A 14274-nucleotide genomic window follows, 5' to 3' on the forward strand; every position below is an offset into this window, starting at 1 on the left:
CTCGGTTATCGTTATAGTGGTACTGCGATTGATGACGGTTACTGCGTTGGTGGCGCGGGCCGCGAGGGGCAGCCCGCACCGCCCTGTTACTGGACTATTTTGATCCACTCGCCGGGTTTGGGTTCCCCGCGGGGGTAGTAGCCGTTCAGCAGGCGCAGCTGCTCCTCGGCGTAATTCCCGATCTTCATATGCCGGGCGAGGGCTTCAAAGGTGGTTTTGTCGTTGGCGCGCACATAACGGACATGCCTGATGGTGGGGTTGACGATGTCGCTTTTGCGCAGCGGGCGGAAACTGCGGATGCTGGTCAGGAACAGGTTGTCGTATTTCTCCTGTTTCTTTTTGTCGTTGGCGTCGGCTGTATTGATGCGCCCCTCGAGGAAGTACTCGCGGCTGCCGTAGTAGATCACCGCTACCCGCTCCGGTGCGGCAGCATCGCGATCGGGTAGTTTGCCGGTGTGGCCACTCAGGCGGTATTGGTTCAGGGCTTCATCCTGGTCGAGCGAGCGCACATCGTAGAATTCGCGCAGGGTCATATCCGCCGGCTGATTGTTGTGGCGCTGTTCCACCTTGAGAGTAATGGTGGCGGAGTTGTCCGGTGCAGTGCCGACGATGGCGTTGCGCTGGTTATCCACTTTCCAGCCGTCGGGGAATAGCATCGAGAAGCCCAGGCGCTTGTGGTTGTAGCGGTTTTTTTCCGACTGTTGTGCATTATCGCCGTAAACCAGGCCGTCGGTTTTCTCGCGGTAGTCCTCCACCTTGGTGACCTTCTGGTTTTCCGGCAGCTTGCCGGCTTCCTCGATCACTTTCTGCAGGCGGATATCATTGCGCGGGTGCGAGGCGAAAACGCCGTGATAGGTCTGCGGCTTCTTGCCCTCGAGGCGTGCGCGCCGCCGCGCGAAGGTTTCCTGGTCCTTCAGCAAGCTGAGCACATTGATCATTGCCTGCGGATCGTAACCGGCCTTGTACATATACTTGGCGCCGAAGCGGTCTGCCTCCAGCTCCATCTCGCGGCCGTAACCTTTGACCGCCGCGGTACTCCACAAGTTGGTCACGTCGCCGACCACGCCGCTGCCGGTGACCAGCACCGACAGCACCGAGGCGACGCCGGCGCCGGTAGCGGCGGTTTTCTGGCGCACGGCGTGGCGCGCAGTGATATGGCCGATCTCGTGGGCCAGTACCGCGGCCATCTCCGCCTCCGAATGCAGGTAAGTGAGCAGGCCGCGGTTGATATAGACATAGCCGCCGGGCAGGGCGAAAGCGTTGATATCCTGGCTGTCGATAATAGTGAAGTGGTATTTCAGGTTGGGGCGGTCGCTGACCGCAGCCACTTTCTGGCCGACGTGGTTCACGTAGGCGGTCAGCACCGGATCCTTGTAGATGGGGGTGCTCTCGACCAGCTTCTCGTTCATTTCCTTGCCGATCTTGATTTCCTTCTCTTCGGACATCAACACCAGGTCTGGCCGGTTGGTGGCCGGGTTGAAGGCGCAGCCGGTGGCGGCTGTGATGACGACCACGGCGAGTATTTTATTGATATAGTGCATCGCGTTTCCCTCCCTTGTTGCCCGTCATTACCTGCTGCTGGTCTGCGCCGGAAGCAGGAATTGCTTCAGCTGTGCGGCCATTCCTTTGCAGGCATTGGTCTGTACCCGCGCGATCAGCGGAATCGGAATCACAATTGCCGGCATATAGGAAGTGCCCTTGGCGTCGGCACTCAGCTTACCGGATAACTTCTGGTCGCGGAAATCCCACACCGAGGCCTCGTAATCGGACTCATTGTCCCAGGTGCCAAAGCCGAAACAGCCTGCGCCGGCAGTGCTGATTGAGCAGCCGATCGAGCCGGCACTGGATGTGGTTTCGGTGGAGCCGTCGATCCAGACAATATATTTGACCCCGAAGGCTTCCAGGCGCTTGCGCACTTCCGGTTCCTCCATCAGGCGATCGAGTGACTTCAGATGCAGCGGGGCGGTGCGCGGCTCGAACCAGGGGTACATCGCATCGACAAACTGCTGCTCGGGGATTACGTTGACGCCGAGCTCCGGATCGCGCAGTTTGTCGCCGACACATTCGATCAGGTCGGGCTCGGTCTCGTATTCGCTGGAGTGGCGGCGGCCGAGAATTACGACACTGTCGCCCTTGGCCAGCTCGCCATTGGTGCGCCGATACTCATCGATAACGACAGTGGTGCAACCGTTGAGCAACAGCAGCGCGAAAATAAAAACTGATCTGACCACAATAACCTCCTGTTATTCCGCAGCGGTACTGGCAGCTTCCTTCAGGGAAATTGCCCGCTGCTTGTTGGCCACGAATGCCTGTAGTTCCGGAACCCGTTTGAAGCCGGTATACAATGTGGCGCCGGCATCGCGCAGGGCCACGTTGATGGCCTGGGCGAGGGCTGCCTCGCGGGATTTCAGAAACGCCGTGGGCGTCTTGCCGTAGGCGGTAATGACCCAGTTGGCGACCGTATTGCCTTTGGCGTCATAGGCGTGCATATCGTACTTGATCCACACCTCGAAAATATTGACCCGGGTCTCCCGTGGCATGGTGAACTGCAGCTCGCGTACTTCCGGAACGATGACCAGCTCCACATCTTTCGGCAGGCTCTCCGGGTAGCTCGGCAGCGCCACCGTTTTGGTGAACATTGAATCGAGCACGGTGGTGAACAGGTTCTTCTGCGCGCTACCGGTATCGATGTTCCACTCATCGCGGTCCTCGCTGTCCTCGTGGTAGCGGTAGTTGCGGAAGTCCTGGCTCAGGTAGACCCCGACCGTCAGCGGGAACTGGGTGCCGACCGGTGTCGGGAACTGGCCATCAACCTGTACGGTATGCGCACAGCCGGCGGCGAATAGCACCACCGCCAATAGAGTGATTTTCGCGACCTCTGAAAATCCGTTTTTCGGGAAAGCCATGATGCACTCCTAGCGAAAGTCATTTAGGCCCACAAAAGTGCCGCCATTGCGGTAGGTGAGTTCGCGCATCAGGGCCGCGAATCTCAACCCGGTGGTCTGCAGGTGCGGCGGACGGGAGAACTGGATCGGGAAGCCAATCGCATGGATGCGGATATTGCGCTTGGCCTTGCCGTAGCGGTTGTTGACCCGGTCCACTGCCAGCATTACGTTGCGAATCGACTTGCCGGTGAACTCGTCACCCAGCACATAGATGCTGATTTTCTTGTTCGGATCGTAGAAGCTGTGCACCGCCTTCTCGATCCCCTCCACCGGACTCGAATTACTGAACGGGTTCCAGGAGCGCAGCCGCTCGAGAATCGCGCGGCGGCGCCCGGGAGTGTCGGGGATCCACTTGCGCCGGTAGTTGGAGAACATGTAGTCCCCCATATCGTTCATGATCTGGATGCCCTTGACGCTGGGGTAGAGGTTCAGCGTGTTGACCATCTCTTCCATCATGCGGTCCCAGCCGTAATTGAACATACTGCCGGAGGTATCGACGATAAACAGAATGTACTCACTGTCGACGGGAATGCCGCCGATCACGTTGTTTTTACGCTGGTAGTTTTCTCCCAGCAGGCGGCGCATTTCCGCGGTCATGGTCTGCAGGGCCACGGTCAGTTCGCCGCGCCGCTTGCCTTCCTCGCTCTCGCCCTCGGTCTTGCGTGCATACTGAGCCTGCAACGTGTTGAATTCGCCGCGCAACTTGGCGATCCGCTTGCGCTCGATATCCAGCTGCTCGCGTTTGGCGTTGAGGTCGCGGTTTAACGTGCTGGTTTCACCGCGGATTTCCGCCAGTTGTCGCTCCAGCTGCCGGACCTGACCGTCCAGGTCCACCTTGGCCTCTTCGATCACGACCGGCTGCACCGTCTTGGCAATCATCAGCAGCAGCACAATGGCGCCGAAACCGCAGCAGATAACATCGAGGAAGGCGATGCTGAAATCGTCCTGCTGGTGCTTGTTGCGGTTGCGCTTCATGGCCAGTCCCTCGACGGTGACAGGAAGGATCCCTGGGTTTCCATGGCAAGCTTCCAGAATTCACTGGCGGCGAAGGGGTCCCCCTCCATCGGTTCCAGAATCACATTGACCGGCACGCCCTTGGGCAGCACCTTGATGGCGCGCTTGAACAGTGCGCGGCGATCGCTGCCGGAAATAGTCGCGCCGCGCGGCCTTTTCATGCCCTGCGTGGGCAGGCCATCGGTGATCAGGATGATATTGTCCGGTAGCGGGTTCATCGCACTGATTGCATTGAATACCCGCTCCAGGCTGGTGCCGTTTTCCGGCACCAGGTCGTCCAGCGACTTGATCGCGCTGTCCAGCTGGTCGCGGTCGTCCACGTTCAGCCAGCGGTCCTCGGTGCCGGGAATGGCGGCGCGGAAGCCGGTGTTGAAGCTGTAGATCTGGTATTGGCTGTCCTGCGGAAATTGCGCGGTGAGCCACGAGACAGTGCGCAGGGCGCGCTGCCACTTCTCGGTTTTGCGTTTGACGTGGGAGGACATATTGCGCGCGCGGATCACCTTGATCAGCTGGTCGCCGAGCATGCTGGCGGACGAGTCGAGCAGCACCAGGATGCGGTCACCCCCGAGGCGCAGGCCGGTGAGGTACTGGCGATCGCCATCGCCGACGAATTTGCGCACATTGTTGCCGAGTTTTTTGTTCTCCGCTTCGAGCTCCTTCTTCGCCAGTTGCAGCTTTTTCAGTTTCTCCTGCAACCGCTCGACATCCTGCTCCTCGTCGGTGCTGTCGATCTCGGCGATGTTGCCTTTCACTTTCTTGATCTGTTCGATGATACGCCGTGCCAGTCCCTGGGTTTTGGCCAGTTCGTCGCTGGTCACGTCGAGGGTGTTGCGCGCCTTCACCAGGTGCTCGCGGCCGAATTGCACCTCTTCCTGCAACAGGTTTACTTCGGACGCGAGGTCCTGGTTTTCGGCCTTGATATCGTGGTCGGCGCCGTGCCTGATGATCAGGAACACCAGCGCCACGGCCCCGAAACCGCAGGACATGATGTCGAGAAACGACAGGCTGAAGGTGGTAAACCGCCGTTTTTTACGCGCCATAGTGCTCTACGCTGATTGCGGTAATGACTTCATCGATATCCGGTGCGCCGATGCGGTCGCCCGCGTTGAGATTGACCGGGGCGGCAATCTCGCGGCCGTTCAGCATCAGTTGGGTACCGGCATCCACCCGCAGTGCCAGCTTGCCGGCATGGCTGGTGACGGTGGCGGCGGGGTGCTGCGGCGGCGTCGGTGTTATCGCCAGGCGGCCCTCCTGCCAGCTGACAAACAGCGGCTGCTGCGCGGCCAGCGCGCGGTGCCCGAACAGCAGGTGAGTGGCGGCGGCCTCGGCGGCGCTATTGACCTGTACGGCAACTTCGTTGGCGGGCGCGGCACTCACGGCATTGATCAGGCGCAGGGAGCCGGTTTCACTGTGAATTTCCTGCCAGCGTGAGGCCACCGAGTGGGCCACGGCGTTGTGCGGCAGCAGGTGAATACGCTCGGCGAGTTGCGCGCCGCCGGGAATTTCCGCCCAGCGGTGAGAGACGAAAACCACGCTGTTGGGATCGGTGAGGTTGTCGATCAGTGCGCGCACGCGAGATAGCAGCGGCGTACTGGCATCCTGTAACTGGCGCAGGCTGACTTTCGCCGTGCGGTCGTCGAGTTCCGCCATCGCCTCACCCTGGCGCATGGCGCGACTGACCCACTGCGGCATCATATCGTAGAGTTGCTGCTCGGCCTCTGCCGAGTGCAATGGATCGAAGCGGCACTGCATGATAAAGGCATCGGTGAACACCCGCGCCCAGGCATCCTGGAAATTCTGCAGGCCGGTATCGTTGACGGTCTCGGCGATATCCAGTTGCGCCTGCTCGTGGGTTGCCACGCGGCTGACCAGTGTCTGGTGGCGCTGCAATTCCACGTGCAGGTGCACGCCCCGCGGGGCGCTACCGCCGATACACGCGGTGGCGGCGTCGACCAGGCCGACGGCGTTGATCGGGCTTTCGTTGATGATGCCGAGCAGCAGCGCCAGTTGCTCGCGGGTGAAATTGCCCGGCACCGCCAGCACAATCTCGTCCGGGAGATCGCAGTGCTCCGCGGCCTCCTGCAGGTGGCAGTAGGCGAGATCGGCATGGTGACGACAGCGGGCATTGGCCGATTTCAGCGATTCCAGGCTGAGGCGGCGCCAGAACTGGTTGTTGACCTGGGTGGGATGGCTGCGCGCACGCATCAGTGCGGCGGTGCCCACTACGATATTGTGTGGTTCGACAATCGCGACGCCGGGGCTTTCGAGCACTTCGTCGGTACCGTCGAATACGCGCAGGCCACAGTCGTTGATTTCAAGGACACCTTGTCCCATGCTCAATTCCTCTGCTTTCCGGGCGCGGTAGTCTTTCCGCGCAGCTACTGTTCCACTTTCCTGTCGGGGTTATTGCCCGCCGGCAATGCCCCCGGATTTCAGCTGACTTTCAAGAAGCGCAGCAGGTTGTTGTCGCAATAATTTTGCGTATCCAGAACCAGCCGCTCCTGCATCAGTTGCAGCTGGTGAGTAAAAAACATAATCACGATACTGATCACCAGCGCGACAAAGGTGGAGTTGAAGGCGACACCGAGGCTGACGGTGACACCGGCGATATCGCCCTCTACCGCGCGGTGCGCCTGGGACAGGGCTTCACCAATACCGCGCACGGTACCGATAAAGCCGATGGATGGAATGGCCCAGGTAATGTAGCGGACCATTGCCAGTTCCGAGTCCAGCCGGTCGCCCTCGGTTTCGCACACATCCTTCACCGAATCGGAGGCGGCGGCGATATTGCGGGTGGAGCCGAAACGCTGCAGTGCGGTGAGCAGCGCGCGCGGCAGCAGGTAGCTGCGCTCGTCTTCCGGCAGCGCCTGTATCGGCCGCGACAGGTCGCGGGCGTCCTCCGGCAGTATCGGGGTGCCTTCGCTGACATTGAGCAATGCCTTGTCCAGCAGCTGCCGTTCGTGCATGCCGCGCCGCGCCTTGAGGCCCATGATGGCGAGTGCCCAGAGCATCAGCACGAAACAGGATTCCTGTTCGTAATCGCGCAGCACGATATACATGGAGCGCTGCTGCACATAGGTTTCGCCGGCAGCTTCCTTGGCCAGCTGGGCTTCGATCAGCGCATCGGCGTGAGGGCGGATAATGGCGACGTAAATGGCGTGGACCAGGATGACCGCACCGAGCAGCGCGAACAGCTGGAACATGAAGTCGGATGATTTTAATTTCATAGTGCTTCTCGCTGTGTTCCGAAAGACGCGCGGCTGTGAACGGCGCTCGGATTGATACTGTTTCTATCAAGGCATCGCTTTACGCGTTTCCATTCAGATGTCCACCGGGTAGGACACGGACAGGTCTTCGGAGATTTCTTCCGAAGCCTTGTAATCATCCGGGTCGCGTTCGGCATTGATCCTGGTTTTCTGCTGGGCTTTCTTCTGGCTTTTGCTGTCCTGCTTCTGCACCTGGGCCACCTGGCTGGCGGAGCTGCTGTCTGCCTGCGTATCTTTGCCGGGCGGCGACTGTTGGCCGAAGGTCGCGGCGGACAGCAGCGACAGGGAAATCAGCGCGGACCACCTCATGATTGCTTTCATGATTCTGTTTCTCCTAATTTACCCAGCGCGCCACGCGGAAGCCCACATCGTCGCGGGGCTCGGCGCCGTAATCGCGGTAGGACAGGCGCAGTTCGGTCAGGCCGGCGTGGCGCCAGCTGGAGCCGCGAATGACGTGGTAATCGCCGTCCTGGGGACCCACCGGGTTTTCCTCGCGGCGCATGGAGAGGCCGGTGCCGATGGTGTAGAGATCGTGAATCCACTCGGAGGCGTTGCCGCCCAGATCGTAGAGCCCGAGGTCGTTGGCCGTATAGGTGGCCACGGGGGCGGTGGCGGCGTAGCGGTCGGTGTAGGTGCGCAGCACGGCGGGTACCAATTGCGCGGCGCTGTTATCGGCGTAATTGCCCGAGTTTCGCTTCACCGGCAGATGGTCGCCCCAGGGAAACTTGCGCATGGTGCCGCGATGGTAGCGCGCGGCCCAGGCCCATTCCGCTTCGGTCGGCAGGCGGTAGCCGTTGGCGCCGGCATCGAAGCCGGTAACGCGGTCACCCTCGGTGCTGTAGACCTTGTCGAGGCCGTCGCGCTCGCTCATCCAGTTACAGAACAGGGCGGCGTCGTTCCAGCTCACGTTGACCACCGGCAGGTTGTCGTTGTCGAGGCTGACACCACTGACATGACTGGAACTGTGCATGTGCTGGAAGCGGCGGAATTCGCGGTTGGTCACTTCGGTGGTACCGATGTAGAAGGGACGCGTCAGTGCCACCTGGCGCAGGACTTCGTTGGCGCGACGGCCCTGTTCGCGGCGCGAGGAGCCCATGGTGAACTTGGCATTGGGCCGCATCAGCAGCATGGTGCCGCCGGCCGGCGTGGTGATCTGTGCCGGAACCTTGCTCCAGCGCGCCTGTTCGGCCGTCAGCAGAACGGCGCGAACACTCTGTTCGAGCTTGGCGCTGGGCACAATGGTGGTGGTGTAGTCCTCATAGCCGCTCTTGCGGACGAGAATGTCGTGGCTGCGAGCCGGCAGCCGGAAGGTCTGTCCACTGGCACCGGCGAGCTCGCCGTCAATGAATACCTGGGCGTCTTCGGGACTGCTGGTAATCCGCACCCGGCCGAATACCGCGTGGAGATCCACATTTAATTCCCGCTGCGCACCGGCACTCATGTCCACGGTGTGTTTTACCGAGCCATAGCCGTCCTTGAAAAAGCGCAGCTGGTGCTGGCCGTCCGGCGTGAGCTTGACCTCCAGTGGGGTGCGGCCGCGGAATTCCCCGTCGACGGTGACGCTGGCACCGGACGGGGAACTGGAAAGCTTCAGCACGCCGTCCGCGGCGCTGAGGTCGATAGGGCTCAGCGTCTGATCGACACCGGCGGTGACGGCCACCGGGACTTCAACGGTATTGTACTGGGGCATGGACACGCTGACGGTGCGGTCGCCCTGGATCAGTTCGGCGTCCATCGGTGTGGTGCCGAGCATTTTACCCTCGACGCTGACTGTGGCGCCGGGCGGATTGGTGCTGATGTGAATTTTTGCCCAGGCCGGGCGCAGTGTGGCTTCCAGGCGCTGGGTGTTGTCCAGGCCCTCGACGTCCACTTCGCGGGTGAACGGCAGGTAGCGGTCGGTAAGCAGGGTGATGCGTTTGCGTCCGGCGGGAATGTTTTTCGCCAGTCCCTCGTGGCTCTCCACTTCGGTGCCATCGATGAGTATCCGCACTGGCACTGCGGGGTTGGTGACGACCTGAATATTCCCGGGCAGTTTTTCCAGTGTGACCGCGTGGCGGTTGTGACCGTCGCTGGCGACGTCTACTTCGCCACTTTTTGGCAGGTAGCCGCTCGCCTGGATGGTGTAGCTGTAGTGGCCGGGGAGAACCAGGTGGCCGTCGCCGAGGGGCAGGGCAAAGCCGCTGACGCTGACATTCGCATCGGCGGGCTGGGTTTCAAAAATCAGTGAGCGTGCGACCAGCAGGTAGACCAGCATCAGGCTGCCGAGCAGCAGGCAGACGGCCACGGTGAGTGCGCGCGGGGACAGCAATAGTTTTTTCCCGCCAGCCTCTGCCTGAACCGGAGAGAAGCCTACGGGCTCGATGACTGAAAAACCGTGGTCCTCGCGATCATCGTCGCGAACAGGTACCGCTTCCTTCGCTGTCATTTATGATTTCCTGTTACTGCGTACTTATCGATTTTTTCGCGTTGCAGGATCTTTATCAGGCGCGCTTTTGGCGGCGGGCATCCTGCAAGAGCAGAGCGAGTCTTTTACTGTGCAATACAGCTTAGTCTGCTACTGCTTCCACCATGAGGAATCCGAGGCCGTTTGACACAAAAATAATCTTTTCGCGGTTACCGGCGCAACGGTTCTGTTCAGAATTCTTCCCTCTGTCGGTGTCGATGAAAACCGTACGTCTTTTGATCGGGGCGGTGAGAGTCAGTTCACGCGCTCAGCCATTATTGACGTTGATTATCTTTTCCGCGCACTGAATCACCACGGTCGGGGGTTCTTCTCCGGGAACCACGGTAAATTCGCGTCGTACATCCCGGTAGCCGTCGCGGGTACCCACGGCGGTATAGCGACCGGGTTTCAATGGAACCTTGCGCTCGGCAAAATTGCCCAGTTTGCCCACGTGGTAAATGACCACGTTGGTGCTGCGGTCGGATTGCAGTACCACCGGAATCGGGATCACCGCCCGAGTCAGGGCCGTTTCCAGATCGGCAATCTGTTGCTGCAGTCGCTTGGATGAGGTTGTCCCGCTGACCTCGCGGGCATCGGCGAGTACATTGCGGGCGTAGGCATTGCGCTTGCTGCCGCCCAGCGTGAGCGGGTCATCCAGCAGTTCCTGCAACTGGTCATCGAGTTTGGCGCGGGCGGTGGCGCGGGCCTTGCCGGTGATCGCGGAGACCAGGCTGTGGTCTTTCTGCAGCAGTTTTTCGTAGCTCGCCTGTGCGGCGTGCCAGTCCTCGGCCTGCTCCTGCTGGTGGGCGCGGGCGAAGAGTTGGTTGACGCGCTGTTGTTCCGCACCGGTACTGGCCTGTTGCAGTCCGGCGGCGGGGTCGCTGGCGTCGGGTTTGAGCTTTTGCGCGCGTTTGAAGGCTTTAGTGGCGATATCGAAATCGCCGCGCTCGATGGCCGCGTAGCCGGAAGACATGGCCTCGCTGTAGTCGCGCTCGGTAATCGCGCCCAGCACCTGCGGCAGCAGTTCTTTGGCCGGGCGGGTTTCTGCATCCACGGCGAGTGCCTGCTTCAAGGCATCGCGCGCCTGATCGAGCTCGCCGGCGGCGAAAGCCTGCTTGCCTTTGGTGAAGTGCTGCCAGGCTTCGGGCAGCTTTTTCGCGCGCTGCTTGCCCTTGAGGCCGCGGGGATGATCCTCGGAGATGACCAGCACCAGGTCGAAAGCCTTGTTGGCCGCGTCGGCATCGCCGCGATCGAGCGCTGCGTTGCCCTCGGCGAGATGCTTTTCGATGCGCTGCGGAATACTGTCGCGCAGTGCCTGGAAGGCGGAGCGGGATTCGCGGTACTGGTCCAGGGCCTGCTTGAATTTTTTCTGGCGATAGATGCCATCGGCCTTCTCGGCCAGGGTGCGGGCGGCGCTGAAGGCCTCGTTGGCCCAGATCTCGACGCGGCGCTCTTCCAGTTCATCTTCCAGCGCCAGAATGTCCTGCAGTACATCCTGGACTTCGCGCCGCTGCTGGGCGATCTGCGCTTCGGTATAGGGGGAGGCGGCCTTCGAGGCCGTCGTGCCCGCTTTTGAGGGCGCGGCGCTGGCACTCTGTTGCGGCAATGGTTGCGGTTTTTCCACCACCTTGGGCAGCAACCAGAATACCCCGACACAGCCGAGAAACAGGCCGCTGCCGATCAGCCATGAGCGCAGCCGCGCGCCTGACTGGCGTCGGGGTTTGGCTTTCTTTGGCGCGGTACCAACCGGTTGCGCGGTGTTTTCGCCCCGGCCGAAGCTGAAGTCGGCGGGTTGAATCAGATTGTCGTCATCCGATGACGGGTCGCGGTGTTGCATAGTCTTTCCGCTCGGCAGTGATTATTTTCGCTAGCGCGGGCGCACCCCGGGTGCGCCCATCGGAGTCAGATCTGTTTACCCTGATCCCCGGTTTCGGCCTGGTAGATTTCCTTCAGCAGTTCACGCCACTGGCGGTACTGGTTCTCCACGGTGCCGGTCAGGGTCACGGTGCGGTCTTCCAGTTCGACAATACGCGGCTCCACTTCCGATTCCATGGAGTCCCCCAGTTCCTGCAGGGCCTCGATATGCATCTTGGCCTCGGCGCGGCGGTCGAAGCCGCTCTTCACCAGGTAGCCGCCGCCGGCGATACCCACCTGACCCGCGGCGCGGGCACTGCCGGTACCGGCGCCGGCGGCGGCAATGCCGCCGATAATCGCCGCGGCACCCATGATGGTGTGATTGCGCGCCTTGCGTTTGAGTTCGTGCATCTGTTGCACTTCCTCATAGCTCATCGCACGCCACTCCTGGTAGGGCTTCTCCATGGATTTCACAAAGGTGCCGTAGTAGCCCTGCAGCGTGTCGACAAACAGGTAGTCGCGCTCGCGAATGCGGCGCACGCGCGCAAGCATCGGGTCGTCTTCGGCGGGCAGGGCGGTGAGCTGGTAGAGGCCGTCGTCACTCTGGGTCAGGTAGCGGTCGAAGGCGTGTGGCGAAAAGCTGCGGGCAAAGCGCAGTTCGGAAATGGTGCGCAGTTCGGAAACATATTGATCCGACAGTTTCTGCCGGTACACCATCATGTCGTTGGCGATGCGGTTATATACGCCCTGGAAAGCGTCGCCCTTGGTGGGGCTTTTCTTATCGTAGGCGTAGTGTGAGGCCTGCTCGGTGTACTGCTTGGTAAACCAGCGCTGACCGCGGGAGTCCACCACGGTGACATCGACGGTGAGGGTTTCGCCATCGGACTGAACGATGCGCCCGGTGACGGTGACATCGATATTGGTGCGCTCGCTGGGAATCACCCGCACCGCCCCCCAGCCCTGGCTGGACTGCAGCGTGTCGGCGAGAGTGACGGCCATATAGCGCGATTCCGCGTGGCGTAATTCCGGAAATACCAGCTTGTCCTCGTCCGCATCGGCGGCCTCGAGGCCGGGATCGAACTGCACAATTCCCACGTCTAACAGGCGTTTTTCGGGAATGGAGGCGTCTTCCACGGTGAGTGGCGTATAGGCCGTGGTGCGCACGTCGGTGGTGGTACAGGCGCCGAGGGCCAGCAGGGCGACCAGTGGCACCGTGCGCCACGAGGCGAATTTACCGAATACGGCGTTGGCAAAAAGCATATTGATTCCCTCCGCTATTACTTCTGCGCCTTTTTGTATTTCCGGTACTCGTTCCACAGCTTCTCGCGCAACTCCGGATCGGATTCGCGCATCGCGGCTTCGCGGATTTGCCGCGCTACCACGTCGTCGTCGTTGCCGTTGGGGACGTCCGCGGGTACCACCGGGGTGGAACCGCTGTGGTTGTAGTCGCCCTTGCGCCCGGCAGTGGGCAGCCCCGGTCCGGTGGCCTGGCCGCTGGAGTTGTTTTCCTTGGGCCCGCTGCCGCCTTCGCCACCGTCCCCTCCGGGTGCCGGGGGCAGCTCCGATTCCGCAGACTGGATCAGGTCTTCGAGTGTTTCTCCGGGCGGCGCTTCATCTGCCGCCTGGTCATCCTTTTCGTCACCGGCGGGACGATTGCGCACATAGTCGCGCGAGCGCAGGATCATGCCGTCGTAGCTGGCCATGGTCTTGTCGAACTTGCCTTCCAGGTCGGCGACCCGCTCCGCACTGCTGGCCGGGGCTTCATCGGGGGCGCCGCCGCTCTGGCCGGCGCGGCCGCCGGCCTCGGACTGGGCACCACCGCTGCGGCTGGCGGGGCTGCCGGAACTGGCCTGGGCCCCGCCGCCCTGAGATTGGGCGCCACTGGCCTGGGCCGGCGCACCGCCGGCCTGCGACTGGGCGCCGCTGGCAGAAGCGCTGCGGCTGGCCGGGGCACTGCTCGCCGGCGAGGCGCTGCCGGATTGCGCGCTGCTACTGCTGGCCTGGGCGCTACTGCTGCTGGACTGCGAACTACTGCTGCTGGATTGCGAACTACTGCTGCTGGATTGCGCACTGCTGCTACTGGACTGTGCGTTGTTGGAGGAAGAGGCGTTTTGCTGCTCCTCGGAGAAGTCCACGTCCTTCGGCGGCTGGCCCTCGCTATCGGTGGAGGGGTCGGGTGGCATATCGGAATCTTCCGCGCTGCGGTCGGAATCACTGTAGACCGGTGACGGCGGGTTGTTGCGGCGCGCACTGGGATCGGGCGAACCGTCGCCAGCGGAGCTGCTGCGGCGCGATGACTGGTCACCGCTGCGCGCGGCGGTGGTGCTGCCATCGCGGCTGGATTCACTGCCGGACTGGATTGTCGGCATCGGGCTGCTCGGCTGACTACTGGTACTGCCGGGCATCCCCTGGCTGGGCTGGCTGGACGAGCTGCTCGAGGGTTGGCCGCTGCTGGCGGTCTGCGGCTGGCTGGAACTCGACGAGCTGCTGGAACTGGATGAGCTCGATTGCGACTGCGAGCTGGAAGAAGGTTGCGACCGGGATTGGGACTGCGACGGCTGTGCCGGTGGTTGCTGTTGGGTCTGCTGATTTTTGCAGCCGGCCACCACTGCGCTGAGTACCAGCATCGATGCCAGTGTGCGCCAGCCGGGGGTGTGCCGCGTTGTTTTGGGTACCGCTTTCCGTAGTGACATTTTTCTCTCCTGAAGCGCCCGGAGGCGCTGTCGCATATGAGCAATTTTTGCGACGAAAG

The 14274-nt window shown here is 61.7% G+C and carries 12 protein-coding genes; all 12 read right to left on the minus strand.

The features are described from left to right. Nucleotides 1-86: 86 nt before the first annotated feature. Nucleotides 87-1541, minus strand: a complete 1455-nt coding sequence (locus ABDK11_RS03450) for a M48 family metalloprotease (protein WP_346838904.1) — start codon at nt 1539-1541, stop codon at nt 87-89. A gap of 27 nt (nt 1542-1568) precedes the next feature. Continuing rightward, complete coding sequence (locus ABDK11_RS03455; protein WP_346838905.1) at nt 1569-2231, minus strand: hypothetical protein; 663 nt, start codon at nt 2229-2231, stop codon at nt 1569-1571. A 12-nt stretch (nt 2232-2243) separates the two neighbouring features. Beyond that, nucleotides 2244-2906: a hypothetical protein gene (locus ABDK11_RS03460; RefSeq protein ID WP_346838906.1), complete on the minus strand. Its 663-nt coding sequence runs from the start codon at nt 2904-2906 to the stop codon at nt 2244-2246. 9 nt (nt 2907-2915) lie between these two features. Next, the gene (locus ABDK11_RS03465; RefSeq protein ID WP_346838907.1) at nt 2916-3920 is read right to left on the minus strand and encodes a VWA domain-containing protein; all 1005 of its coding nucleotides are present in this window, start codon (nt 3918-3920) and stop codon (nt 2916-2918) included. Beyond that, nucleotides 3917-4999: a vWA domain-containing protein gene (locus ABDK11_RS03470; protein WP_346838908.1), complete on the minus strand. Its 1083-nt coding sequence runs from the start codon at nt 4997-4999 to the stop codon at nt 3917-3919. The genes ABDK11_RS03465 and ABDK11_RS03470 overlap by 4 nt, the downstream gene beginning before the upstream one ends. Further along, on the minus strand, nt 4989-6293 hold the full coding sequence (locus ABDK11_RS03475; protein WP_346838909.1) for a hypothetical protein: 1305 nt from the start codon (nt 6291-6293) through the stop codon (nt 4989-4991). The genes ABDK11_RS03470 and ABDK11_RS03475 overlap by 11 nt, the downstream gene beginning before the upstream one ends. A 98-nt stretch (nt 6294-6391) precedes the next feature. After that, nucleotides 6392-7186, minus strand: coding sequence for a MotA/TolQ/ExbB proton channel family protein (locus ABDK11_RS03480; protein WP_346838910.1), 795 nt, complete (start codon nt 7184-7186; stop codon nt 6392-6394). Between the two features lie 93 nt (nt 7187-7279). Beyond that, on the minus strand, nt 7280-7546 hold the full coding sequence (locus ABDK11_RS03485; RefSeq protein ID WP_346838911.1) for a hypothetical protein: 267 nt from the start codon (nt 7544-7546) through the stop codon (nt 7280-7282). Between the two features lie 13 nt (nt 7547-7559). Further along, entirely contained in the window at nt 7560-9650 is a 2091-nt protein-coding gene (locus ABDK11_RS03490; protein WP_346838912.1) for an SUMF1/EgtB/PvdO family nonheme iron enzyme, read from the minus strand. 286 nt (nt 9651-9936) lie between these two features. Continuing rightward, the gene (locus ABDK11_RS03495) at nt 9937-11505 is read right to left on the minus strand and encodes a hypothetical protein (protein ID WP_346838913.1); all 1569 of its coding nucleotides are present in this window, start codon (nt 11503-11505) and stop codon (nt 9937-9939) included. Nucleotides 11506-11570: 65 nt separating this feature from the next. Further along, on the minus strand, nt 11571-12782 hold the full coding sequence (locus ABDK11_RS03500; RefSeq protein ID WP_346838914.1) for a hypothetical protein: 1212 nt from the start codon (nt 12780-12782) through the stop codon (nt 11571-11573). 17 nt (nt 12783-12799) lie between these two features. Beyond that, entirely contained in the window at nt 12800-14215 is a 1416-nt protein-coding gene (locus tag ABDK11_RS03505; RefSeq protein WP_346838915.1) for a hypothetical protein, read from the minus strand. Between the last annotated feature and the right edge of the window lie 59 nt (nt 14216-14274).

The sequence above is a fragment of the Microbulbifer sp. SAOS-129_SWC genome (genome assembly GCF_039696035.1).
In the GTDB taxonomy this organism is placed as follows: domain Bacteria; phylum Pseudomonadota; class Gammaproteobacteria; order Pseudomonadales; family Cellvibrionaceae; genus Microbulbifer.